At 63.1% G+C, this 22,118-nt stretch carries 21 protein-coding genes and 1 riboswitch; of the genes, 6 read left to right on the forward strand and 15 right to left on the reverse strand.

Features of this window, described 5'->3' with window-relative positions; translation table 11 throughout:
* Positions 1-40 precede the first annotated feature (40 nt).
* From K3758_RS11835 to K3758_RS11845, 3 genes are all read right to left on the reverse strand, one after another.
* Complete coding sequence (locus K3758_RS11835) at positions 41-856, reverse strand: DUF1206 domain-containing protein (RefSeq protein WP_259945129.1); 816 nt, start codon at positions 854-856, stop codon at positions 41-43.
* An 81-nt stretch (positions 857-937) separates the two neighbouring features.
* A complete protein-coding gene (locus K3758_RS11840; RefSeq protein ID WP_067627003.1) occupies positions 938-1,453 on the reverse strand; it encodes a DUF6446 family protein in 516 nt (171 codons plus the stop codon).
* Positions 1,450-2,397, reverse strand: a complete 948-nt coding sequence (locus K3758_RS11845; RefSeq protein WP_259945132.1) for a glycine--tRNA ligase subunit alpha — start codon at positions 2,395-2,397, stop codon at positions 1,450-1,452. Before K3758_RS11845 ends, K3758_RS11840 begins: the two co-directional genes overlap by 4 nt.
* 155 nt (positions 2,398-2,552) lie before the next feature.
* On the opposite strand from K3758_RS11845, the gene K3758_RS11850 reads away from it, so the two are divergent.
* Positions 2,553-4,427: a serine protease gene (locus tag K3758_RS11850; protein ID WP_259945134.1), complete on the forward strand. Its 1,875-nt coding sequence runs from the start codon at positions 2,553-2,555 to the stop codon at positions 4,425-4,427.
* A 65-nt stretch (positions 4,428-4,492) separates the two neighbouring features.
* Here K3758_RS11850 and K3758_RS11855 read toward each other — a convergent pair whose 3' ends face one another.
* The 6 genes from K3758_RS11855 to K3758_RS11880 all read right to left on the reverse strand — a co-directional run bounded on the left by K3758_RS11855 (position 4,493) and on the right by K3758_RS11880 (position 10,562).
* Positions 4,493-5,941: a TrkH family potassium uptake protein gene (locus K3758_RS11855; protein WP_259945137.1), complete on the reverse strand. Its 1,449-nt coding sequence runs from the start codon at positions 5,939-5,941 to the stop codon at positions 4,493-4,495.
* Positions 5,942-6,022: 81 nt separating this feature from the next.
* Complete coding sequence (locus K3758_RS11860; protein ID WP_067626996.1) at positions 6,023-6,271, reverse strand: hypothetical protein; 249 nt, start codon at positions 6,269-6,271, stop codon at positions 6,023-6,025.
* Between the two features lie 213 nt (positions 6,272-6,484).
* Positions 6,485-7,576: a GTP cyclohydrolase FolE2 gene (folE2, locus tag K3758_RS11865; RefSeq protein WP_259945140.1), complete on the reverse strand. Its 1,092-nt coding sequence runs from the start codon at positions 7,574-7,576 to the stop codon at positions 6,485-6,487.
* Positions 7,577-7,653: 77 nt separating this feature from the next.
* Positions 7,654-8,844 (reverse strand): O-succinylhomoserine sulfhydrylase, encoded by a 1,191-nt coding sequence (gene metZ / locus K3758_RS11870; protein ID WP_259945143.1) that lies wholly within the window; start codon positions 8,842-8,844, stop codon positions 7,654-7,656.
* 65 nt (positions 8,845-8,909) lie between these two features.
* Positions 8,910-8,986, reverse strand: a riboswitch (SAM riboswitch).
* A 57-nt stretch (positions 8,987-9,043) separates the two neighbouring features.
* Positions 9,044-9,649 (reverse strand): inner membrane-spanning protein YciB, encoded by a 606-nt coding sequence (locus tag K3758_RS11875; RefSeq protein WP_120351411.1) that lies wholly within the window; start codon positions 9,647-9,649, stop codon positions 9,044-9,046.
* 10 nt (positions 9,650-9,659) lie between these two features.
* Complete coding sequence (locus tag K3758_RS11880; RefSeq protein WP_259945150.1) at positions 9,660-10,562, reverse strand: DMT family transporter; 903 nt, start codon at positions 10,560-10,562, stop codon at positions 9,660-9,662.
* Between the two features lie 63 nt (positions 10,563-10,625).
* Between K3758_RS11880 and K3758_RS11885 the strand changes: the two genes are divergently transcribed.
* Positions 10,626-11,111: an MgtC/SapB family protein gene (locus tag K3758_RS11885; RefSeq protein WP_259945151.1), complete on the forward strand. Its 486-nt coding sequence runs from the start codon at positions 10,626-10,628 to the stop codon at positions 11,109-11,111.
* A 33-nt stretch (positions 11,112-11,144) separates the two neighbouring features.
* On the opposite strand, the gene ftsY is transcribed toward K3758_RS11885, so the two are convergent.
* The gene (ftsY, locus tag K3758_RS11890; RefSeq protein ID WP_259945154.1) at positions 11,145-12,521 is read right to left on the reverse strand and encodes a signal recognition particle-docking protein FtsY; all 1,377 of its coding nucleotides are present in this window, start codon (positions 12,519-12,521) and stop codon (positions 11,145-11,147) included.
* A gap of 96 nt (positions 12,522-12,617) precedes the next feature.
* The gene (locus K3758_RS11895; RefSeq protein WP_259945157.1) at positions 12,618-14,330 is read right to left on the reverse strand and encodes an NAD(P)H-dependent oxidoreductase subunit E; all 1,713 of its coding nucleotides are present in this window, start codon (positions 14,328-14,330) and stop codon (positions 12,618-12,620) included.
* A 160-nt stretch (positions 14,331-14,490) separates the two neighbouring features.
* On the opposite strand from K3758_RS11895, the gene K3758_RS11900 reads away from it, so the two are divergent.
* Together K3758_RS11900 and K3758_RS11905 are read left to right on the forward strand one after the other, a co-directional pair.
* Entirely contained in the window at positions 14,491-15,492 is a 1,002-nt protein-coding gene (locus K3758_RS11900; RefSeq protein WP_259950080.1) for an alkane 1-monooxygenase, read from the forward strand.
* Between the two features lie 41 nt (positions 15,493-15,533).
* Positions 15,534-15,923, forward strand: coding sequence for a hypothetical protein (locus K3758_RS11905; RefSeq protein WP_259945161.1), 390 nt, complete (start codon positions 15,534-15,536; stop codon positions 15,921-15,923).
* 6 nt (positions 15,924-15,929) lie between these two features.
* On the opposite strand, the gene xseA is transcribed toward K3758_RS11905, so the two are convergent.
* Positions 15,930-17,492 carry an exodeoxyribonuclease VII large subunit gene (xseA, locus tag K3758_RS11910; protein ID WP_259945164.1) on the reverse strand — a complete coding sequence of 521 codons (1,563 nt, stop codon included), beginning with the start codon at positions 17,490-17,492 and terminating at the stop codon, positions 15,930-15,932.
* A 70-nt stretch (positions 17,493-17,562) separates the two neighbouring features.
* On the opposite strand from xseA, the gene purD reads away from it, so the two are divergent.
* Positions 17,563-18,828 (forward strand): phosphoribosylamine--glycine ligase, encoded by a 1,266-nt coding sequence (purD, locus tag K3758_RS11915; protein WP_259945167.1) that lies wholly within the window; start codon positions 17,563-17,565, stop codon positions 18,826-18,828.
* Between the two features lie 30 nt (positions 18,829-18,858).
* On the opposite strand, the gene K3758_RS11920 is transcribed toward purD, so the two are convergent.
* Both K3758_RS11920 and K3758_RS11925 read right to left on the reverse strand, forming a co-directional pair.
* Positions 18,859-19,554 (reverse strand): VCBS repeat-containing protein, encoded by a 696-nt coding sequence (locus K3758_RS11920; RefSeq protein WP_259945169.1) that lies wholly within the window; start codon positions 19,552-19,554, stop codon positions 18,859-18,861.
* Positions 19,554-19,877, reverse strand: coding sequence for a 2Fe-2S iron-sulfur cluster-binding protein (locus K3758_RS11925; protein ID WP_067625538.1), 324 nt, complete (start codon positions 19,875-19,877; stop codon positions 19,554-19,556). The genes K3758_RS11920 and K3758_RS11925 overlap by 1 nt, the downstream gene beginning before the upstream one ends.
* A 221-nt stretch (positions 19,878-20,098) precedes the next feature.
* Here K3758_RS11925 and K3758_RS11930 point away from each other — a divergent pair, with 221 nt between their 5' ends.
* Positions 20,099-20,605, forward strand: a complete 507-nt coding sequence (locus tag K3758_RS11930) for a peptidoglycan-binding domain-containing protein (RefSeq protein ID WP_311201513.1) — start codon at positions 20,099-20,101, stop codon at positions 20,603-20,605.
* A gap of 54 nt (positions 20,606-20,659) precedes the next feature.
* On the opposite strand, the gene K3758_RS11935 is transcribed toward K3758_RS11930, so the two are convergent.
* A complete protein-coding gene (locus K3758_RS11935) occupies positions 20,660-22,087 on the reverse strand; it encodes a DegQ family serine endoprotease (RefSeq protein WP_409202630.1) in 1,428 nt (475 codons plus the stop codon).
* Positions 22,088-22,118: the final 31 nt, after the last annotated feature.

Below are 22,118 nucleotides of genomic sequence, written 5' to 3' on the forward strand. Positions count from 1 at the left end.
AACGAGTGCTAGGCGGAGGGTCTAGCCCCCCGCCCTGCGTTTAATCCAACAAGGTGCGGATATCGGGGTCGGAGAATTTCGGCACCACCCGGTAGCCCGCTTCGACGAAGTTATAGACCGCAAAGCCAATCAGCCCCAGCCCGGCACCGCCCAAAAGGAAACGCCCAAAGGCCATGCCGCGCAGGCTTTGCAGCGCCTCGCCCAGACCGCCGGCCTGTGCGGGGTTCGCGGTCAGCGCCGCATAGCCCAGTGAAAAGGCAACCAGCCCCAGAATGCCGCCATAGATAATCAGGCCAACCTTCACGATAGGGTCGATGCTTTCGGTGAACTGGGTGCGCGCCAGATGGCCCTTATATTTCCCGCTCCAACCTTTGTAGGCATAGTAGATGCCTGCACCCAACAAGATCAGCGCGCCAGCGGCCACGATATAGCGCCCGGCGGGCATCGACATCAGCTTTTGCGTCCAGTCCTGCGCGGAACTGCCGCCGGAATTCTTGCCGCTCATCGCCAAGGCCAGAACGGAAACGCCGATACCGCCGTGGATCAGCCCGGTTGTGATCTGGCCAAGCCGCGCGATCATCCCCTTGGCGTCGGTCCCGTGATCCTCGACATCTTTCACGCCCGCAGCCACGCGCCAGACCAGATAGGCAAGCAACCCGATGCCGATCGCGATGAGTGCCGGAATACCGTATGGCTCATCCCGCAGCGCCGCGAGGGCGTCTTTCGTGCCCGAGGCTTGGGTGCTTTTGACGGCGGCCAATAGGGCCAGCCCCCCGATGATCGTATAGATCACCCCGCGCGCGCCGTAGCCCGCGCGCATCACCCATTTCAGCCCCTCATGTGTTTTTTCCGACATGTTCGCCCCCGTTCTATGTGGGGACAAGCGTTCGGCAGCGCCAAAAGGTTCCGCGCAAACAGGCCGCGCCTGCGTTTAAGATCAGTCGGCGGGACGCTCTGGGCAAGCCTCTCCTACCACGGTGCCGTCATAGGACTTCTCGCCGCAGTCGTTCAGCTCATGCCAGATGTAGCCACGCCCGTCATCGGTCAGCGCCACGATCCGGTCGACGCCGTAGTGCACGTTCTTGCCGCCAAGGAAGGTCAGCGCGGTGCCGGCCTCAATCTCGGCCCCGATGGCGGGGGCGTCGAAACAATCGAACCAGCCCGGCGCGTTGCGCGGATCGGTGGGGTCGGTCATCTCATAGGTCTCGGTCGCCATGGCGAGGCTGATGTCATGCTCAAAGCAGGCACGGAACCGGATCGGAGAACTGTCGGCGTCGATGGCCTGAAGGTTCTCTGCCGCGATCTCTTCCGGCTCTTGCGAGGTCAGCGATACCAGTTCGACCTTGGCCTCAGGCACTTCGTGATAAAAACCATAGATCTGCAAATAATAGAGTGCAGCCCCGGCGATCAATGCAGAGACAAGGATCACGATACCGACAATCTTGCCGCTCATGCCGCGCTTTCCGCCTCGGGCGTCCAGCCGCCCGCGCGGGTCTGCACGAAGGCATCGGCACATTGTTTCGCCAAGGCCCGCACCCGCCCGATATAGGCCTGCCGCTCGGTGACTGAAATCACGCCGCGCGCGTCGAGCAGGTTGAAAATGTGGCTCGCCTTGATGCACTGGTCATAGGCCGGATGCGCCATGACGATGCGTTTGCCGGTCTTGGGGTCCTCGGCGGGCTGCTCAAGAATGAACTGGCAATGCGCTTCGGCCTCGTTGAACTGATCCAGCAGCACCTCGGTATTGGCGGTGTCAAAGTTCCAGCGCGCGAATTCTTCTTCGGTTTGTTTGAACACATCGCCATAGGTCAGCGGGATCGGCGCGTCGGGGCTGTTGAAGGGCATGTCCATCACGTGATCGACGCCCAGCACATACATCGCCAAACGCTCCAACCCATAGGTCAGCTCTCCCGAGACGGGGTGGCAGTCATGGCCGCCGACCTGTTGGAAATAGGTGAACTGGCTGACTTCCATCCCGTCACACCAGACTTCCCAGCCCAGACCCCAAGCGCCCAGCGTCGGGCTTTCCCAGTCGTCTTCGACAAACCGAATGTCATGCAGCGCCATATCGATGCCGATGGCTTCGAGCGAACCAAGGTACAGATCTTGCAGATTGGGCGGGCTGGGTTTGATCAGCACTTGGTATTGGTAATAATGCTGCAAGCGGTTCGGGTTCTCACCATAGCGCCCATCGGTGGGGCGGCGCGAGGGCTGAACGTAAGCTGCGGCCCATGGCTGCGTGCCGAGGCTGCGCAGCGTGGTGGCCGGGTGAAAGGTGCCCGCGCCCACTTCCATGTCATAGGGTTGCAAGATCGCGCAGCCCTGCCGCGCCCAATAGCTCTGCAATGCAAGGATGATCTCTTGAAAAGAGCGTGGTTTCTGCGCCGCGTCAGACATGGTGATTGCCCCTTTATGATGCGCGCCTTTCCTACGTCTGCAATCCATGGGGGTCAATCGCAGCTTTGTGAGAAATTCGCCGCCTTTGCCATGGCATTTGCGCTGCTTTCCGGCGTAATCTGGCTCGGATTTGGTTTTGCGAGAGTTGAGTGACGATGAAGCGATTTCTACGTGCCCCGGTGGCGATCTTCTTGGCCCTGAGCCTGTCTTGGGCCAGCCTTGCGCGGGCGCAATCGGCGGAGGATATCGTTTGGGTCCAGATCGAGGCGCAGCCCTCCTTGGCCGAAGCCACCGACCGCGCGCGCGCCTATGAGACCCTGTTGGATGACGTGAATGGCTTTTCCCTTGGCGGCGGTTGGTACGGCATCGCCGTAGGTCCCTACCGGCGCGAGGATGCGGAACTGGTGCTGCGCAGCTATGTGCGCGACGGTCTGGTGCCGCGCGACAGCTTCATCCAGCAATCCAGCCGGTTCCAGCAGCAGTTCTGGCCCGTGGGCGACAACGTTCTGGAAACCGGCGTGATCGATGCCCCCGTGGGTGTGGATGGCGGTGAGCCAGAGGAAGCCGCAGCGGGCAGCACCACCCCCGATGTCACCACAACCCCGCTCGACGCGACAACGACCGAAGGCGAGATTGAAGGCGAGACTGAGGGCGAGATTGAAGTCGCTGAGGCCGAAACCGCTCCGGCCCCCACCCCGCCAGAGCCGGATGAAACCCCGGCAGAGGCGCGCCGTTCGGAACGCGCCCTCTCGGCGCAAGAGCGCAAAGACCTGCAAATCGCGCTGCAATGGGCCGGTTTTTACGACGCCGCGATTGATGGTGCCTTTGGCCGGGGCACCCGCGCCTCTATGGGGGCGTGGCAGGCGGCGAACGGATATGACCAGACTGGCGTGCTGACCACCCGACAGCGTGCCGCGCTGATCGCACAGTATAATGCCGTCCTTGATGGTTTGGGCCTGCAAATGGTGCGCGATGAGAAAGCCGGGATCGAGGTTATGATGCCCACGGCCGAGGTCGAATTCGCCCGCTACGAGCCGCCCTTCGCCCATTACGACATCAGCGGCAACATCGGCGCACGGGTGCTGTTGATCAGCCAGCCCGGCAACCAAGATACGCTCTACGGTCTCTATGACATCATGCAAACGCTTGAGATCGTCCCCTTGGATGGCCCCCGCGAACGCAAGCGCAACTCCTTTGAGTTGATCGGGGAGAACGGCAGCATCATCAGCCAGACGCAGGTCTCGCTGGAAAACGGTCAGATCAAAGGGTTCACCCTGATCTGGCCCGCCGGGGACGAAGACCGCCGCCGCCGCGTCGTGGCTGAGATGTCCAAAAGCCTGACCCGCCTGCCCGGCGTGTTGGACGCCGCCGCAGGCAACAGCGACGCGCAGGCGATTGATCTGGTCGCGGGTCTGCAAATCCGCCAGCCCAAGATCGCCCGCAGCGGCTTTTTCATCGACGGCAACGGCGCGGTTGTCACCACAAGCGAGGTTGTCGCCTCCTGCTCCCGGGTAACGCTGGACGCGGATACCGATGCCACTGTGATCGCCACCGATGAGGCACGCGGGCTTGCGCTGCTCAAACCCGAAAGCCGTCTCGCCCCGCTGGCCGTGGCCGAATTCAGCAACGGCGCACCGCGTCTGCAATCGGAAATCTCTGTCGCAGGCTACTCCTACGAAGGGGTGCTGAGTGCCGCGACCCTGACCTTCGGCGCGCTGTCGGACCTCAAAGGGCTGAACGGGGATGAAAACCTCAAGCGCCTGTCGGTCAACGCCCAGCCCGGCGATGCCGGGGGGCCGGTCTTTGACGAGAATGGCCATGTGGTGGGCATGTTGCTCCCCCAGACCGAGGCGGACCGCAAACTGCCCGAAGACGTGAGCTTTGCTCTTGATGGTGGTGTGATCCTCAAGGCGGCGCAGGACGCAGGGCTGGGCAGCAAGCTGGCGCAGGGGGCCACGGGCCCGATCGCGCCGCGCGATCTGACGCTGCGTGCGCAGGGCATGACGGTCTTGGTCAGCTGCTGGGAATAACGCGGGGGCTCAGCCCCAAGCGACAAAGACAAAGGGCGGTGCCATCGGCGCCGCCCTTTCGCGTTTCAGGCGCGCCAGAATTTCGCGGTGAACATGACGTAGACCGCCAGCAATTCCAGCCGCCCGATCCACATGGCGATGATCAAAATCCATTTCGCCGTGTCGTTGAGGCTGCTGAAGTTCCCCGCCGGGCCGATGATCTCTCCCAACCCCGGGCCGATGTTTGCCAGCGCCGCCGCTGCGCCCGAGACGGAGGTGACGAAATCCAACCCCGTCAGGCTGAGCGCGACCGAGATCAGCCCGAGCGACACCACGAAGAACATGAAGAACGACATCACCGAGCTCAGCACGTCCGCGCCCACCGGGCGGCCATCATAGCGCGGGGTAAAGACGCCATGGGGCGAGCGGATCCGCCGCAACTGCGCGCGGATCGAGGCAAAAAGCAATTGATAGCGGAAGATCTTGATCGAACAGGTGGTCGAGCCCGCGCAGCCGCCGATCAAGCCGATGAAAAAGAACAGCGCCACGGCAAAGCTGCCCCATTGCATATAATCTGCCGAGGCATAGCCGGTGCCGGAGATGATTGAAGTGATGTTAAAGACCGCCTCGCGCAAGATCCGCTCGGACTCGTAGGTCGTGCCGCTGCGCAGGACGAAAAAGACAATCACCACCAGAAAGGTCAACGTCATGAAAAAGCCGCGCACCTGCGGGTCGCGGTGCAGGGCCACGGGGTTGCCGTTGATAAGCTGCACATAGCGCACGAAAGGCAGGGCCGCGAGGATCATAAAGATCGCCGCGACATATTCGGCCGGGCCAGAGAAGGTGCTAAACGAGGCATCGTAGTTAGAGAACCCCCCGGTCGACACAGTGGTCAGCGCATGAACCGTCGCGTCGAAGGTGCTCATCCCGAGGGCAAGATAGCTCAGCATACAAGCCAGCGTCAGCCAGAGGTAAATCACCGAAATCTGGGTGGCGATCTGCCCCGCGCGGGGCAGGATTTTCCCAAAGGTGTCAAAGGATTCGGATTTGAAAATCTGCATACCACCGACCCGCAACTCGGGCAGGAACACCATGGCGACCACAACGATACCGATGCCGCCCAGCCATTGCAGAATACCGCGCCAGATCAGCAGGCCCTTGGGCAAGTCTTCCAACCCGGTCAGCACCGTGGCCCCGGTGGTCGTCAGCCCCGACATCGCCTCAAACATCGCGTCGGTGACGCTGGCATCGGTCGCGCCCAGCACGAAGGGCAAGGCTCCGAACAGCGGCAGCATCAGCCAGACGCCGGTGGTGAGCATGAATGTCTGTTGGATGGTGAGCCCTTCCCGGACCCCATTGGCGCTGGCAAGGGCGATCATACCGCCGCCCAACGTGGTGATCAGCGCGCTTTCGACGAAGACCCACCATTGGCCCCGGCCCTCGGCCAGATCGACCAAGATCGGGATGATCATGGCAAGGCCAAGCACGGCCACCAAAAGGCCCACGACATATCCGACAGGTCGTATATCCAACATGCGCGCAGCGTTGGCTTGGCCGCTCGTCGCTGTCAAGCCGAGACGGGACCGGGGCGCGATTTGGCCCCGGTCCGTGTCGTCTTAGATGTAGTAGAGGTCTTTGAAAACGTGGTGAACGATGTCGTCACGCTTGATGCCCATGGCGGCCAGTTCTTCGTCGCTTTTCGCTTGCAGGCCTTGGACCTGCTCAAAACGGCGGTGGGCGGTGGAGCCCATCATGATGCCATGGCCGATCCCCGCGAAAAAGCGGCGCAGACCGGCGCCGGCGCGCCGCAGCCCTTCAAAGGGAGAGACGGAGTGGGCGGGATGAGCAGTGCTCTGGTAGGTCATCTGATTGCCTTTGCAATTTCCAGTATTTCGATGACCGTTAGATAGGCAATGCTGCGCCGCAGCAGAACCGACGTTTTCGCATAGCCGCTGGTCGGGACTTGCAGGGCTGACGGGGCGACATTCGCTATTTCTGCGCTTAGACATGCGGATTGCCCCACAAAGGGGTGCCGCGCGTGGTGCGGACAACCACTGCGCGATTGCCGCTGCGCCGGGTCAGCCCACGTGAAAGAGCGTGTTGAAAAGCTTTGGATCAATGCTCTGCGCCGCAAAAGTACCGCCTTGGGTCAGCACACTGATCGCATCATGGCTGTGCAGGCTTTCTTGATGGCTGGCGACGATGCGGAAATCCCCCACCCGTCCATCGGCCAAAAGCTGTTCACAAAACAGCCGCGCGGCATCCTCGACAAAAATCGGATTCGCGGCGTTGAGTTCGGCGAACGCCTGTTCATCCTCGCGCTTGACCATGACCTGCGTCTCGGTCGGCACGGCGCGGCGGCAAATCTCGATGAGGTCTTCGAACCACAGGCAATCGCCCTCGTCCTGCGTCTCCACCGAAATGCGCGCCACGGAGCGCTGCGAATGCGGCGTGGCCAATTGCCCCCGCGTTTCCCGCGCATGTTCGCTGAGTTCCAGCGAGCAGGGGCAAGTGCTGGAATAGACGTAATCGAGATGCACGATCTTTTTGCGCTCTCCGTCCTGCTCAACCAGCTCCAGCGCGATGTCGTAATACTGATAGCCCGTCAGCCCCGAGCGCAGGCTGGCGATCTTCATCGGGAAAGAGAAGCGCATCTGGATCCGCGCGTCCAAGCTTTCGAGGTCGGTCTTATAATCATCCAGCGCCGCTTCGATCACCTCAAAGCTAAAGGTCGCCTCTGCATGACGGTAAAAGCTGCGCATGATGCGGGACATGTTGATGCCCTTCTTTTCCGCATCAAGCGACACCGAACCGGTCACAGAGGTTTCCAGCCGCATATCCCCGCCCTCACGGCTGCGATAGCGGATCGGCAGGCGAAAGTTCGAGATGCCGACATGCTGGATCAACTGCTGCGCGCCCCGGATCAGGCTGGAGGGACCGTTTTGCAAATCCGGCAGGCTGGCGCGGTAATTGTCGCCTGCCGTGAAATCTTCGGGGTAGGCACGGCTCAGCGCCGGGTAGTCGGCGGGCGCAAGCATCCGCGCCATCGCCGGGTCAAGGGCTGCAATCTCTGCCGGGGTGGCCGTTTCGGCCCAAGCGCGCAGGGTGGCGAGCGCAGCCTCCGCCGCGCTTCGATCCGGTGTTTCGGACATCTCAGTCACGATGTTCATTGCGCGGCCCTCCGGTCTGTCATCCTCAATGTATGATGCGCGGGGCCAAAATGCCACCGCGCCTGCGACACATCAGGTCAGGCTTGCGCCGCCGCGTCCAAGGCTTGCAACAGATCGGCCTTGAGATCACCGGTATATTCCAGCCCTACGCTGACCCGCACGAGGCCCGGCGTAATGCCCAAAAGGTCTTTGGTTTCCTGCGGCAAACGCTGGTGCGTCGTGGTGGCCGGGTGGGTCACGATGGTCTTTGCATCGCCGAGGTTGTTGGAGATCACCCCCACCTGCAACGCATTCAGGAAAGCGAAAGCCGCCGCCTTGCCGCCCTTGAGGTCAATCGAGAGCACGGTGCCCCCTGCCCCCATCTGCTGCATCGCGAGCGCGTTTTGCGGATGGGCGGAAAGGCCGGGGTAAAGCACCCGCGCCAGTTCGGCGTGGCCCTCCAGCGCTTCTGCCAATTCCTGTGCGCTGGCCGCCTGTGCCCGCACCCGCAGGTCGATGGTTTCCAACCCCTTGAGCATGATCCACGCGGTGAACGGGCTCATCGAGCCGCCGGTGTGTTTCATATAGGGCTCAAGCGTACCGCGGATGAAATCGCGGCTGCCCAGCACCACACCGCCAAGCGCGCGGCCCTGCCCGTCGATATGTTTGGTCGCCGAGTAGACAACGACATCCGCGCCTTGCGAGATCGCGCGCGAAAAGACCGGCGTGGCGAAGACATTGTCGACCACCACCAGCGCGCCCTTGGCATGGGCCAGTTTGGCGACGGCTTCGATGTCGATCACTTCAAGCGTGGGGTTGGCGACGGATTCAAAGAACACCGCGCGGGTGTCCTCGCGGATCGCGGCCTCCCATGCGCCCAGATCGCTGCCGTCAACGAAGGTGACCTCAACGCCATAGCGGCCAAGGATTTCTTCGAGCACATAGATACAGGAGCCGAAAAGCGCCCGGGCCGACACCACATGATCGCCCGATTTCAGCATGGAGATCAGCGCGCCCGAAACTGCCGCCATGCCGCTGGCGGTAGCGAATGCGTCTTCGGCCCCTTCCAGCGTGGCGATACGGTCTTCGAACATCGCGACCGTCGGGTTGCCATAGCGGGCATAGATGAACTCATCCGGGCCAGTTTCCTCGAACCGGGCCTCGGCCTGTTCGGCACTGTCATAGACGAACCCTTGGGTGAGGTAGATCGCCTCGCTCACCTCGCCGTATTGGCTGCGGCGGGTGCCTGCGTGGATCGCTTGGGTGCGCGCGTGACGGTCGTTGCTCATGTATCTCATCCTTCCGGCCCGAGCTTGCGGGCATAAAAAAACCCCAGACGCGGCCAAGCGAAAGGGGGTCTTTCATCCTGACCTTTTAGCGGCATGTTTAACGTGGCCCACAATCCGGTAACAAATCGCCACGCGGGGTGGATTACGCCGCGCGACGCTGCAGGTCAACAGTTTCGCGCGGGCATGGTTTAAATTCGGGTCAGCTTTGATCTTTCTTCTCGCCGTAGGCTTCGAACAGCTTGCCCTGCGCCATGAAGAAAACGAAAATCGCCGCCGTCAGGCCGAAGGTTTTGAAGTAGACCCATGTGTCCGTCGAGAAGAACCGCCAGATCAGCTCATTCGCCAACGCGAGGCCAAAGAAGAAAAACATCAGCCGCTTGGTCAGCAGCATCCAGCCCTCATCACGCAGCGGCATCATCTCTTCCATGACGTATTTTAGGTAGGACTGCCCGCGCAGCAGGCCGACCGCCAAAAGGCCGCCGAAAAGCACATAAATCAACGTCGGTTTCATCTTGAAAAAGCGGTCGTCGTTCAGCCAGACCGACAGCCCGCCAAAGATCACCACCAGCACCACGGTGGCGACCTGCATCCGGCTCAGCTTGCCCGTCAGCGCCCAAAGCGCCCCGGTCGACAGCACCAGCAAAGGCACGAACATCGCGGTGACGACGATGAAGCCGTCGTACTCCGTGCCGCCAAAGGTATAGGTGTTATCCTTGAGCCACAGATAAGCGACGAGGAAGGCCAACACCGGCCCGTATTCCAAGCCTGCACGCAGCATTGGGTTGATCTCTCTTGGTTCTGACATGCCTATTCCTTTAGCCGCCCATTTCAACAATCACCGCCCCAGCCGCGATCAGCGCCATCAGCGCAATGCGGCGCGGGCCGACGGTTTCTTTCAGCACCAGCACCCCGATCAGCGCGGCAAAGACGGTCGATGTCTCGCGCAGCACTGCCGCCTCGCCCACTTTATCTAGCCGCGTGGCCAGCATGACCGACCCAAAGCTCGCAAATGCGATGAACCCGCCGATCACGCCGCGCAGCATCAGCGGAGCAACGTCGGGCGGGTTCTCCATTCTATGCCAGCGCCGCCAAGCGATCACCGGCATCACAAGCCCGTCGATCATGAAAAACCACGCAAGAAAGGTGAACGGATCAGCCGTGGCGCGAATGCCGTAAGCGTCATATGTGGTGTAAAGCGCCACGAACAAGCCCGTCAGCACCGCAAGCCCCAAGGCTGCGTGCAACGTATCGCGCGCCGCAACCAGATTGCGCAGGTTATAGACCGCCAGCCCGAAGATACCGCTCAGCAGCACAGCCACGCCGAGCCACTGCACCGCGTTGAACCGCTCGCCAAAGATCAGATAGGCCCCCACCACGGCAAAAAGCGGCCCCGTGCCGCGCACCACTGGATAAACGACTGTGTAAGCGCCCTTGGTATAGGCCCAAGCCTGCAACAGCTTGTAGATCACATGGATCACGAAGGCGCCGAGAAAGATCAGCCACATATGCGGCTCGGGCCAAGGTACGACGAACAGCGCAAAGGGCGTGGCCATCACGCCATAGGAGACATCAATCGCCCCGCGCGTCAGCCACGGATCATGCCGCCCCTTTTGCAACGCGCCAAAGACGGCATGCAAAAAGGCCGCTGAAAGCGCCAACCAAAGCGCTGCAGTATGGCCCGCCGGCGTACCTTCGATCGACAGGATCCATTCGGTCATCGCGGAACCACCACAGCGGCGAGAGGTTTATTCCTCAAAGCCTTTATCACCAACGGAAATTCCATGTTTGAAAGCCTGCTCGCCGATCTGACCAACAGTTTTTCCAAAGTGCCTGTCACTGTCGCGGCGGCGCGGCTGCTGATGGCCGCGTTTCTGGCAGGCGTTGTGGGGTTTGAGCGCGAGCGAAGGGACAAGCCCGCGGGGCTGCGCACCCATATCATGGTGGCCATCGCCGCCTGCCTGTTCATCATCATCGGGCAAGAGCTGGGCAGTCTGGAGTTCGGAGAGGGCGACCAGATGCGCTTTGATCCGCTGCGTTTGATCGAAGCGGTCACGGCGGGCGTCGCCTTCCTTGCCGCGGGGATCATTTTCACCTCCAACGGCGAGGTGCGCAACATCACCACCGGCGCGTCGATGTGGTTGGCCGGTGCAATTGGCCTTGCTTGCGGCGCGGGGCAGATTTTGCTCGCCTGTCTTACGGCAGGGATTGTGGTCAGCGTGCTGACAATTCTGCGCTGGATCGAGCGAAAGCTCGGCACCCACGAGTGAACAGAGCCGCCGCGCAGGGCGACCAAGGCGTCGTTAGGCATCCGTACCAACCAATGCGGCGGCAAATTCATCGGGATCAAACGGGGACAGATCATCGATCTGCTCGCCCACACCCACCGCATGGATCGGCAGACCGAAACGATCCGCCAGCGCCACCAGAACGCCCCCCTTTGCGGTGCCGTCGAGTTTGGTCATAACCAGACCGCTGACGTCGGAAATCTCTTGAAAAACCTTCACTTGGTTCAGTGCGTTCTGCCCGGTCGTCGCGTCCAGCACCAATAGGGTGTTATGCGGCGCGGTCTCGTCTTTCTTGCGGATGACGCGGACGATCTTGGCCAATTCCTCCATCAGGTCGCCCCGGTTTTGCAAACGGCCTGCGGTGTCAATCAGCAGCAAATCGGCGTCTTCCTCCTGCGCGCGGCCCATGGCGTCGAAGGCAAGGCTGGCGGGGTCGCTGCCCTGCGCTGCGGTCAGCACAGGCACCCCTGCGCGTTCGCCCCAGACCTGCAATTGCTCCACCGCGGCGGCGCGGAAAGTGTCACCGGCGGCGATCACGACCTTCTTGCCCGCCGCACGGAATTGCGAGGCCAGCTTGCCGATGGTCGTCGTCTTGCCCGAGCCGTTCACGCCGACTACAAGCACCACCTGCGGGGTCTTGGCATAGAGCGGCAGGGGCCGCGCCACAGGCTCCATGATGCGGCTGACTTCGCTGGCGAGCAGTTGTTTGATCTCTGCCACCGACAGTTTCTTGCCAAAGCGCCCTTCGGCCATATTCGCGGTGACCCGCAGGGCCGTATCGACGCCCATATCGGCGCTGATCAACAACTCTTCGAGCTGTTCGAGCATCTCATCATCCAGCGCGCGGCGCACAACGGGCTGCGCTGCGCTGCGGCCCATCAGACGACCCAGAAGGCCCGGCTTCGCAGGGGCGGCCTCTGCTTCGTCGAGCGCAGGCGCGACCGGGGTCATGGCTTGGCGCAGGTCCACGGCGGGCGGCACTTCGTCGGGGGCCGGAGCGGGGTCGGGATCGACCGCTGGCGGCACCTGCTCGGGTTCGGGCGTGGGCTCCGGGTCTGCGGGCTCAGATGGCACCGCTGGCGCGGGCTGAGGGGTGCGCTCGGGAATGGTGACGGGCTCGGGCGTCGGCTCGGGCATCGGCGCGGGCGTAGGTTCTGGCATTGGAGCGGGTTCGAGGGTTTTCTCCTCCTGCTCAGCCGCCAACATCGGGCCGCTGTCGTCCTGCCCATCAGGCATCACATCCGACGCCGCGCCGGGCTGGTCCATCACCGCATCCACGGGGGCCGCTTCGGCCTCCGTTTCGCCGCCATCGCTGACAATCGCCTCTAGCCCCTCGTCGATCTTGGACGAGGATTTGAACAAGCGGTCCTTGAGCTTCGTGAAGAAGGCCATTGGCGTCTCCCATGCAGTTTCGTCTTGATCTATAGGCTTGCCTGCGCAGATGGAAGGGCGCCTAGGGCAGATCAAGGCAACCGAGAGGGGCCGCGGTTAGATTTCGTCCGAAAAATGCTTCATCACCAGCCGGATCGGGTTCGGTGCCGCCTGCCCCAACCCACAGATCGAGGCATCGACCATCGCGGTCGACAACTCCTCCAGCAGCCCCTGATCCCAGCGGTCTTCCTGCATCAGCTTGACCGCCTTTTCGCAGCCCACCCGGCAGGGCGTGCATTGGCCACAGCTTTCATCCTCAAAGAACCGCAGCATGTTGAGCGCGGCCGCGCGGGCGCTGTCATGTTCCGAGAGGACAACAACCGCCGCCGAGCCAATAAACGACCCATGCGGTTGCAGCGTGTCGAAATCGAGCGGCACGTCATTCATCGAAGCCGGCAACAGGCCAGAGGACGGCCCGCCCGGCTGGTACGCCTTCAGCACATGCCCCTCGGCCATGCCGCCCGCCGCCGCGATGATATCGGTGATGGTCGACCCCGCAGGCAGCACATACATCCCCGGCTGCGCCACCCGACCCGAGACCGAGTAGCTGCGCAGCCCCTTGCGACCATTCTTTTCGGTCGCGTTCAACACCTGCGGCCCTTCGCGGCAAATGCGGGCAATCCAATGCAGGGTTTCCACGTTATGCACCAATGTCGGACGGCCAAAGACCCCCACCTGCGCCACGTAAGGCGGGCGGTGGCGCGGCAGGCCGCGCTTACCTTCGATGCTTTCGATCATCGCGCTTTCTTCGCCGCAGATATAGGCGCCCGCCCCGCGGCGCAGATCGACATAACCGGGAGTGATGACGCCCGCATTCTCCAGCGCCGCAATCTCGCGCCGCAGGATGTCCAGCACTGCCGGGTATTCGTCGCGCATGTAGAGGAAGACTTTTTCAGCCTCGACCGCCCATGCGGCGATCAACATGCCCTCAAGGAAAAGATGTGGTCTGCGCTCAAGATACCAGCGGTCCTTAAAAGTGCCCGGCTCGCCTTCATCGCCGTTCACCGCCAGATAGCGTGGGCCGGGATTGGCCCGAACAAAGCCCCACTTCTTGCCCGAGGGGAAGCCCGCCCCGCCGAGCCCGCGCAGCCCGGCCTCTAGCAGTTGCTCTTGCACCGCCTCCCAATCGCCACCAGCACGCAGGTTCAACAGTGCCTCGTAACCACCTGAATTCGCGTAAGCTTGATAAGCTTCATACTCCGGCAGCCGGGCGTGCGTTTCCTGCGCCTTGATCGCCGATTGCACCTTTTCCGGCGTTGCGTGGTCGATATGATTGTGGCCCAGTTCCAGCACCGGCGCGGTGTCGCAGCGCCCCATGCAGGGCGCGCGCAGCACGCGGACCTGCGCAGGGGCCAGCCCCTCTTCCAGCGCCGATTTCAACGCCTGCGCCCCGGCCAGCTCGCAAGACAGCGAATCGCAGACACGGATGGTCAACGCGGGCGGTGGGGTTTTGCCCTCTTTCACCACGTCGAAATGCGCGTAGAAACTGGCGACCTCATAGACTTCGGCCATCGACAGGCGCATCTCTTCGGCCAAGGCCCGCAGATGCGCGGCAGAGAGATGTCCATAGCGGTCTTGGATCAGATGCAAGAACTCGATCAGCAGATCGCGGCGGCGCGGGCGGTCTCCCAAAAGCGCGCGAACGTCCTCCCATGCCGCGTCCTGCACCTGCCGCCCCTTGGGGTGATGCCGCCCCTTGCCTTTGCCGGATTTCCAGACGCCCTTTTGCGGTTCCTGCCCCGCCGCTTTGCCGTGATCATCCAGCGCCATGTCGCTTCCCCCGCCTTGCTTTCCGCAGTCGTAGCAAATCAAGGCGCAGCCCGGCGATCAAAAAGCGACAATCGCGCGGGTGTTTGCGTTGTGCGCGGGCCGTGCGGCGGGCAGAATGGGCGGATGCGCCGCAAGGCGGGTCATGAGTAAGGGAAAACACGTGCTGTGGTATGTGATCGCCAGTTTGACGCCAGCGGTGCTGATTGCCGCCGCCGCCCTCTGGGGCGGGGTCTGGCCTGTGCTGGCGCTTTTGTCGATCACGGTCCATGTCTCCTTTATGGACCGATTGGGCCGTGCGCTGACCCTTTCCGACAGGTCCGGTCGGGCGCTGACGCTGGCATTGGCTGCTGTGCATTTCATGCTGCTGCCGTTCGGGGTCTGGGCGATTGGCGGCGCGCCGCATCTTGAGGGGCTGGACCGCGCGCTGATTTTTGCCGCCCTTGGACTGTTTCTGGGTCAGATCAGCAATTCCAACGCGCATGAGTTGATCCACGCATCCCGCCGCCTGCCCCGACGGATCGGCACGGCGGTCTATATCTCTTTGCTGCACGGGCATCACGTCTCGGCCCATCTGCGGGTGCATCATCCCGCCGCCGCCACCCCCGCCGATCCCAATTCCGCGCCCAAGGGCATGGGGTTCTGGCGGTTTCTTCTCAGCGCAAGCTGGAGGGAGTTTCGCGCCGGGTGGCAGGCCGACAACGCGCAGCGGGCGCGCAAGACGGGGGCGAAGGGTCTGCACCCCTATGCGATCTACCTCGGCGGTGCCGCAGTGGCCCTGCTCACCGCGCTGCTTTTGGGCGGCATTACCGGGCTGTTGGCCTATCTTGGCCTTGCCGCCTATGCACAGATGCAACTGCTGCTGTCGGACTATGTGCAGCATTATGGCTTGCGGCGGCAGCAACGCCCCGATGGCCGGTTCGAGCCGATCGGCCCGCAACACAGCTGGAACGCCCCGAAATGGTATTCCGCGGCCATGATGCTGAACGCGCCGCGCCATTCGGACCACCACATGCGCCCCGCACGCGCCTTTCCGGCGCTGGAAGTGACCGAAGAGATGCCGAAACTGCCCTATTCCCTGCCCATCATGGCGGTGATCGCCCTTGTGCCACCGCTCTGGCGTCGGGTGATGGACCGCCGCGTGGCGCGGTGGCGCCGCGGCTGATCGCACTGGCGCGGGGCGTGGGCTTCTGGCAGGCTGTTGGGATGAGACATGCCCTCGCCCTGATCTGCGCCCTCCTGCCCCTGCCCGCCTTGGCCGAGATGTCAGCGGCGGAGTTCGAGGCCTATACGCAGGGCAAAACGCTCTACTACGGCCAGTCCGGCGCGCCCTATGGGGCCGAGGTCTATCACGAGGATCGCCGCGTGCAGTGGTCCTTTCTTGATGGCCGTTGCAAAGAGGGGCGTTGGTATGAGGCCGAGGGGCTGATCTGTTTCGTCTACGAAGACGACCCCACCCCGCAATGCTGGAGCTTTACCGAAAGCCCATCCGGGCTGGTCGCCCGGTTCGAGAATGACCCAACCCAGACCGAGCTTTACGAGGCGCAGGAGCAGAACGACCCTCTGCTCTGTCTCGGGCCCGAAGTCGGGGTCTGAGCGGCCTTAGCTTTCGCCTTTGACAGCCAGCCGACCATCCGCAAATTCGATCTCCAACCGGGCGGCGTTCTTTGCGGCCTCGGCGCTGGTCACCACATCGCCATCGCCACGCACCACGGCGAAACCGCGGGCGAGCGTTTCGCGGTAGCCAAGCGTGCCAAGGGTGCGGCCCAAAGCGTCGATCTGGCGGCGGCGGCGGTCTTGACCCGCGCGGCCTGCGCGCGCCAGCCGGGCGAGCACTTCCTTCAATCGCTGGTCTTGGCGGGACAAGTCGCGCAGCAGAACCTCTGGGCGGAAAGTCTGCGTCCGGTCGAGCAGCCGTTCACGACGACGCAGGATCTGGCGCTGCAACACCTCGGGGTGAAACCGGTCGATCCTTGTCCCGAGCCGTTCGCGTTGCCCCGCGAAGTTCCGCTGCCATGCGGGGTCGAGCCTTGCCCAAAGCTGGGCCAGCCGCTGACGATCAGCCTCCAACTGGCGGCGCAGGGTGCCGGGGCGCAAGGCGCCGGACATATCGGCCAGTTTCACGCGGCGGCCTTGGACGCCTGCGATCAGCGCGGGGGCCAGTTTCTCTCCACCCCGGTCGAGCCTTTGGCGCGGCCCTTCCAGCAAGGTATCGGCACGCGGCAAGGCCCGCGCCAGATCCCGCATCCGCTGGCCGCGCCGGGTCAGCCCTTGGCTGAGCGCCTGACGCATCCTTGCGCCTTGCCCCTCCAGCCATGCCGCCAGTTCATGCCGCACGGGCACCGCCAATTCCGCCGCTGCGGTCGGCGTCGGCGCGCGTTTGTCAGAAACGAAGTCGATCAGCGTCGTGTCGGTCTCATGCCCCACGGCAGAGATCAGCGGGATGTCCGAGGCTGCCGCCGCGCGCGCGACGCTTTCCTCGTTAAAGCCCCAAAGGTCTTCGACCGAGCCACCACCCCGTGCGACAATCAGCAGCTCAGGCCGGGGCAATGCGCCACCGGGGGTCAGCCGGTTGAACCCTTCAATGGCGCGCACGACTTCGGGCGCGCATTTCGCGCCCTGTACGGCAACCGGCCAGATCAGCACCTTGCGCGGGAACCGGTCGCGCAGCCGGTGCAGAATGTCGCGGATCACGGCCCCCGAGGGCGAGGTCACGACGCCGATGATCTCAGGCAGGTAGGGCAGCGGGCGTTTGCGTTCGGGGGCAAAGAGCCCCTCCGCCGCCAGCGCCGCCTTGCGTTTCTCCAAGAGCGCCATCAGCGCGCCCATGCCCGCCGGTTTGATGTCTTCAATAACGATCTGGTATTTCGATTGCCCGCCAAAGGTGGTGATGCGCCCGGTGGCGACGACCTCCATCCCCTCTTCGGGCTGGGTTTCAAGCCGCGCGGTGACGCCCTTCCAGATCACGCCCGAGATGACCGAGCGGTCGTCCTTCAGATCAAGATAAACATGCCCCGAACGCGGACGGCTGACGCGGCCCACTTCACCGCGAATCCGGACATGGGCAAACTCACCCTCAATCACCCGTTTGATCGCGCCGGAAAGCTCGGTCACCGTGAATTCTGGGCTATTGCCCGCGGCTGCGGGGTCGTCGAACAGATCCATCTGGGCACCTTGTGTCTGTGGGCACCCCAGCTTAGAACGCGGAGCAACGAAGTCCAAGGGAGTGCGCGGCATGAATATCCTGATCCTCGGCAGCGGTGGCCGCGAACATTCACTCGCTTGGGCGGTGATGCAGAACCCCAAATGCGACAAGCTGATCGTGGCGCCGGGCAATGCGGGCATCGCGGCCATCGCACAATGCGCCAAGCTGGACATCATGGATGGCGCGGCAGTGGTGGCCTTTTGCGAGGGCAACAACATCGACTTCGTCATCATCGGCGCCGAAGCGCCCTTGGCAGCGGGCGTGGGCGATGACCTGCGCACAGCGGGTTTTGATGTGTTCGGCCCCTCCAAAGCAGCGGCGGCGCTGGAAGCCTCCAAAGCCTTTACCAAGGAAATCTGCGACGCCTGCAATGCCCCAACGGCGGCCTATGGCCATTTCACCGACGCCGCCAGCGCCCGCGCCTATGTTGAAAAACAAGGCGCGCCCATCGTCATCAAGGCCGACGGTCTGGCGGCGGGCAAAGGTGTCATCATCGCCATGACCGACGCCGAAGCCTTGGCCGCCGTGGATGAGATGTTCGACGGTGCCTTTGGCGACGCGGGCACGGAAGTCGTGATCGAAGAGTTCATGGAGGGCGAAGAGGCGTCCTTCTTCGTGCTTTGCGACGGGGAGACTGTGCTGCCCATCGGCACGGCCCAAGACCATAAGCGCGTCGGCGACGGCGACAGCGGGCCCAACACCGGCGGCATGGGGGCCTATTCCCCCGCCCCGGTGCTGAGCGATGCGATTGCCGAACGCGCGCTGGAAGAGATCATCCGCCCCTGCATGGCCGAAATGGCGAAACGCGGGATGCCCTATCAAGGCGTGCTCTATGCCGGGTTGATGATCAAAGACGGCGCGCCGCGTCTGGTGGAATACAACGTGCGCTTTGGCGATCCTGAATGCCAAGTGCTGATGATGCGCCTTGGTGCGCAGGCTTTTGATTTGATGCAGGCCACCGCCAAAGGCACGCTGGCCGATATGCAGGTCAACTGGGCCGAAGACCACGCGCTGACCGTGGTGATGGCGGCGAATGGCTATCCCGGCGCCTATGAAAAGGGCAGCGAGATCAATGGGCTGAAAGACCTACCCGAAGACAGCGCCAATATGGTGTTCCACGCGGGCACCGTGGCGCAAGACGGGGCGATCTTGGCCAATGGCGGGCGCGTGCTGAATGTCACCGCGCGGGGCGCTACGCTGGCCGAGGCGCAAGAGCGTGCCTATGCAATGGTTGACGGGATCGATTGGCCCGAAGGTTTCTGCCGCCGTGACATTGGCTGGCGCGCGCTGTGCTAACAGGCGGCGGCCTAGGCCGCGCCCGCACCCTCACTCACAGGCAAGCGCTGCGGCAAAGCTGTCGGCCCCCGCAAAGGGGCCGATGTCGCGCTGTGCAAGTTGCCCGTCCTTCAGGGTAACCCCCACCACGCGCCGCCAATCGGCATCTGCCAGCACCATCTCTGGCCCAGCACCGCAATCGCGCAGACCGCCCGAGATGTAGGGTTCACCGATTCGATGATTGGTCAGCCCCGACATCTGAGCCACTTCGCTCAGCTCCCCATCCGCAAAACGCCAGACCCGCAGCACCCGCGCCAGATGCGGGCGGTCGACATAGGCGATCTCAACCGCGCCGTCACCGTCGAGATCAGCGGCACCTATGGGGGCAAGCCATCGGTTGCTCTGGCCGATATGCGGGGTCTCAGCAATCTTGCCTTTGGAGCCGTAGATTGCCAGCGCCGCGCCGCGGTTCATGTCGGTCTCAATCACTAGCACTTCGGGCGCGCCATCGCCGGTTACATCGACCAGCCGGGGGGCGATATCTTCGAAAACATGGTCACGGGGCAGAACGAAACGCCGCGCGCTTCCGTTCGACAAAGAGACCTGTAGCCCGCCCCATTCCTGCGCGTCGCCCAGAATGCCATGGGCGTAGCGCCCGGTGGGCGAGATATAGCGCGCGGCGGTGATCGTCTCCGCCGCGGCGCTGGTTGCGATCAGCGCAAGCAATGCCGCGCCGACCACCCGCATCAGATTTGCTTTTCCGGCATCTGCACCCGCAGACCGTCCAGCGCATCGGTAACCTTGATCTGGCAGGTCAGACGCGACCGCGCGGGATCAGGCTCGAAGGCGAAGTCGAGCATGTCTTCTTCCATGTCGTCCATCGGGGTCAGCTTCTCTGTCCAGGCCGGATCGACATAGACGTGGCAGGTGGAACAGGCGCAGGCCCCGCCACAGTCGGCTTCGATGCCGGGAATGTTATTGTCCCGCGCGCCTTCCATGACCGTGAGACCATTGGCCACCTCGACCACATGTTCGGTGCCGGAATGTTCGACATAGGTGATTTTGGCCATGATGATGCCCTTTCGTCCTAAAAGTTCGGCCTTGTTTAGCGGGCTATGGCAGCCGGTTCCAGCCCCCTTTTCATGAGTTCGCCCACGCATACCCCCGCCGATGACATTGCGGTGGGCAAGGTCCGCGCATCCCGCTAGTCTGCGCGGAAACAACAGGCGAGCCCCGCGATTCCGGCATGACACAGCCCCCTCCCCTCCGATCCACATTACAGCGCGCGGCCTTGCTGCTGCTCGTCGCCGGTATCGCGGGCTGCGAGACGGCGGCGCCGACCACCCCGCGCCCTGAGCCGGGGGTGCTGGAAGCCACCCGCAACGGCCCCGCAGGCGCCCCGGAGGGAAGTTGCTGGGGCCGCACAGTCAGCCCGGCGGTGATAGAGACGGTGACCGAACAGGTCGAAGTCACTCCGGCTAAGATGAACCCCGATGGCAGCATCGCCAAACCACCCGTCTACAAGACAGAGACCCGCCAAGAGATCGTGCGCGCACGGATAGACAACTGGTTCGAGACCCCCTGCCCGGATGTGCTGACGCCAGAGTTCAACAGCACCCTGCAACGGGCGCTGCAGGCACGCGGGCTGTATGCTGGGCCGATCACCGGTGAGATGGACAGGGCGACACGGCTCGCCGTGCGGCGCTATCAGGCCAAACAGGGCCCGAACAGCGAGGTGCTGTCGCTTACCACCGCCCGTGCGCTTGGGCTTGTCGCGGTGCCCCGGCAGGGCGGCTGATCCCCCAACGAAAAAGGGCGCCCGGAGGCGCCCTTTCCAAACCACGGTAGCGGATCACTCTGCCAGCGACAGCGCGACAAATCGCGGGTCGCCGCCACGGCGCACCAGCAGCAGCAGAGACTTGCGGCCAGCCTCTTTCGCTGCGGCAATCCGCGCTTCCAGTTCAGCGATGCTCGTCACCTGTTCCTGCCCCGCTTCGGTGATGATGTCACCCATGCGCAGACCCTTCTCAAAGGCCTCCGACGTTTGATCCACATCCGTCACGGCAAGACCGTTCATATCGTCATCGGCCCCTAGTTCGGCGCGCAGATCATCCGTAAGCGGCATCAGGGTCAGGCCCATCAGCATGGTCGACTGCGGCTCTGCCTCGGTGCCGTCATCGGTGTTTTCGTCCATATCCGCAGGCACAGCGCCATCGGCCTCTTCGCGGCGGCCCAGCACAACTTTGATGGTCTGGGTTTTGCCATCGCGCAGCACGGTCACGCGAACCGTCGCGCCCACGGGGCTGTTGCCCACCTGACGCACCAGACCGCGGGTATCGACGACTTCGACGCCATCGAAGGATTTGATCACGTCACCGGTCTTGAGCCCTGCTTCCCGCGCCGGGCCTTCCGGCACGTCTGTGATCAAGGCCCCAACGGCTTTCTTGAGGCCCATGGCGTCGGCCACATCATCGGTCACGTCCTGAATGCGCACACCCAGCCAGCCGCGGCGGGTCTCACCGTATTCCTGCAACTGGTCGATCACGCGGGTGACCACGTTCGAGGCCATCGAAAAGCCGATCCCGATGGAGCCGCCATTGGGCGACAGGATCGCGGTGTTCACGCCGATCACCTCGCCATCCATGTTGAACAGCGGCCCGCCCGAGTTGCCCCGGTTGATCGCAGCATCAGTCTGAATGTAGTCGTCATAGGTGCCCGAGAGCGCCCGGTTGCGGGCCGAGACGATACCCGCAGAGACCGAAAAGCCCTGCCCCAGCGGGTTGCCCATGGCGATCACCCAGTCCCCCACACGCGCGGCGTTGCTGTCGCCGAAAGAAACGAAGGGCAACGGCTGGCTGGCTTCGACCTTCAGCAGCGCAATGTCGGTCTTGGGGTCGGTGCCGATCACCTTGGCGACCAGTTCCTCGCCCGAGAAAAATTCGATCGTGATCTCATCGGCGCTTTCGATCACGTGGTTGTTGGTCACCACATAGCCATCTTCGGAAATCACAAAGCCCGAGCCAAGCGCCGAGGAACGGCGCGGGCGGTTGCCCTCGCCGTCGTTGTTGCGGTCCTGAAACTCGCGGAAGAAGTCTTCGAAAGGGGAACCTTCGGGAACGATGCCCTGCGGCCCGGTGCGGCCCTCAACCGTGGTAGACGTGGTGATATTCACCACCGAGGGGCTGATCTTTTCCGCAAGCGGGGCGAGGCTTTCAGGTTTGGCCAGCGCCATGCTGGCTTGCAGGATCAAGAGGGTCAGCGCCATCACCCCCATTGCCATCGCTCGCATCCATTGGGTGTGTTGTGCTGTT

Origin of the sequence: Sulfitobacter sp. W002 (assembly GCF_025142135.1) — a bacterium.
Classification (GTDB): Bacteria; Pseudomonadota; Alphaproteobacteria; order Rhodobacterales; family Rhodobacteraceae; genus Sulfitobacter; species Sulfitobacter profundi.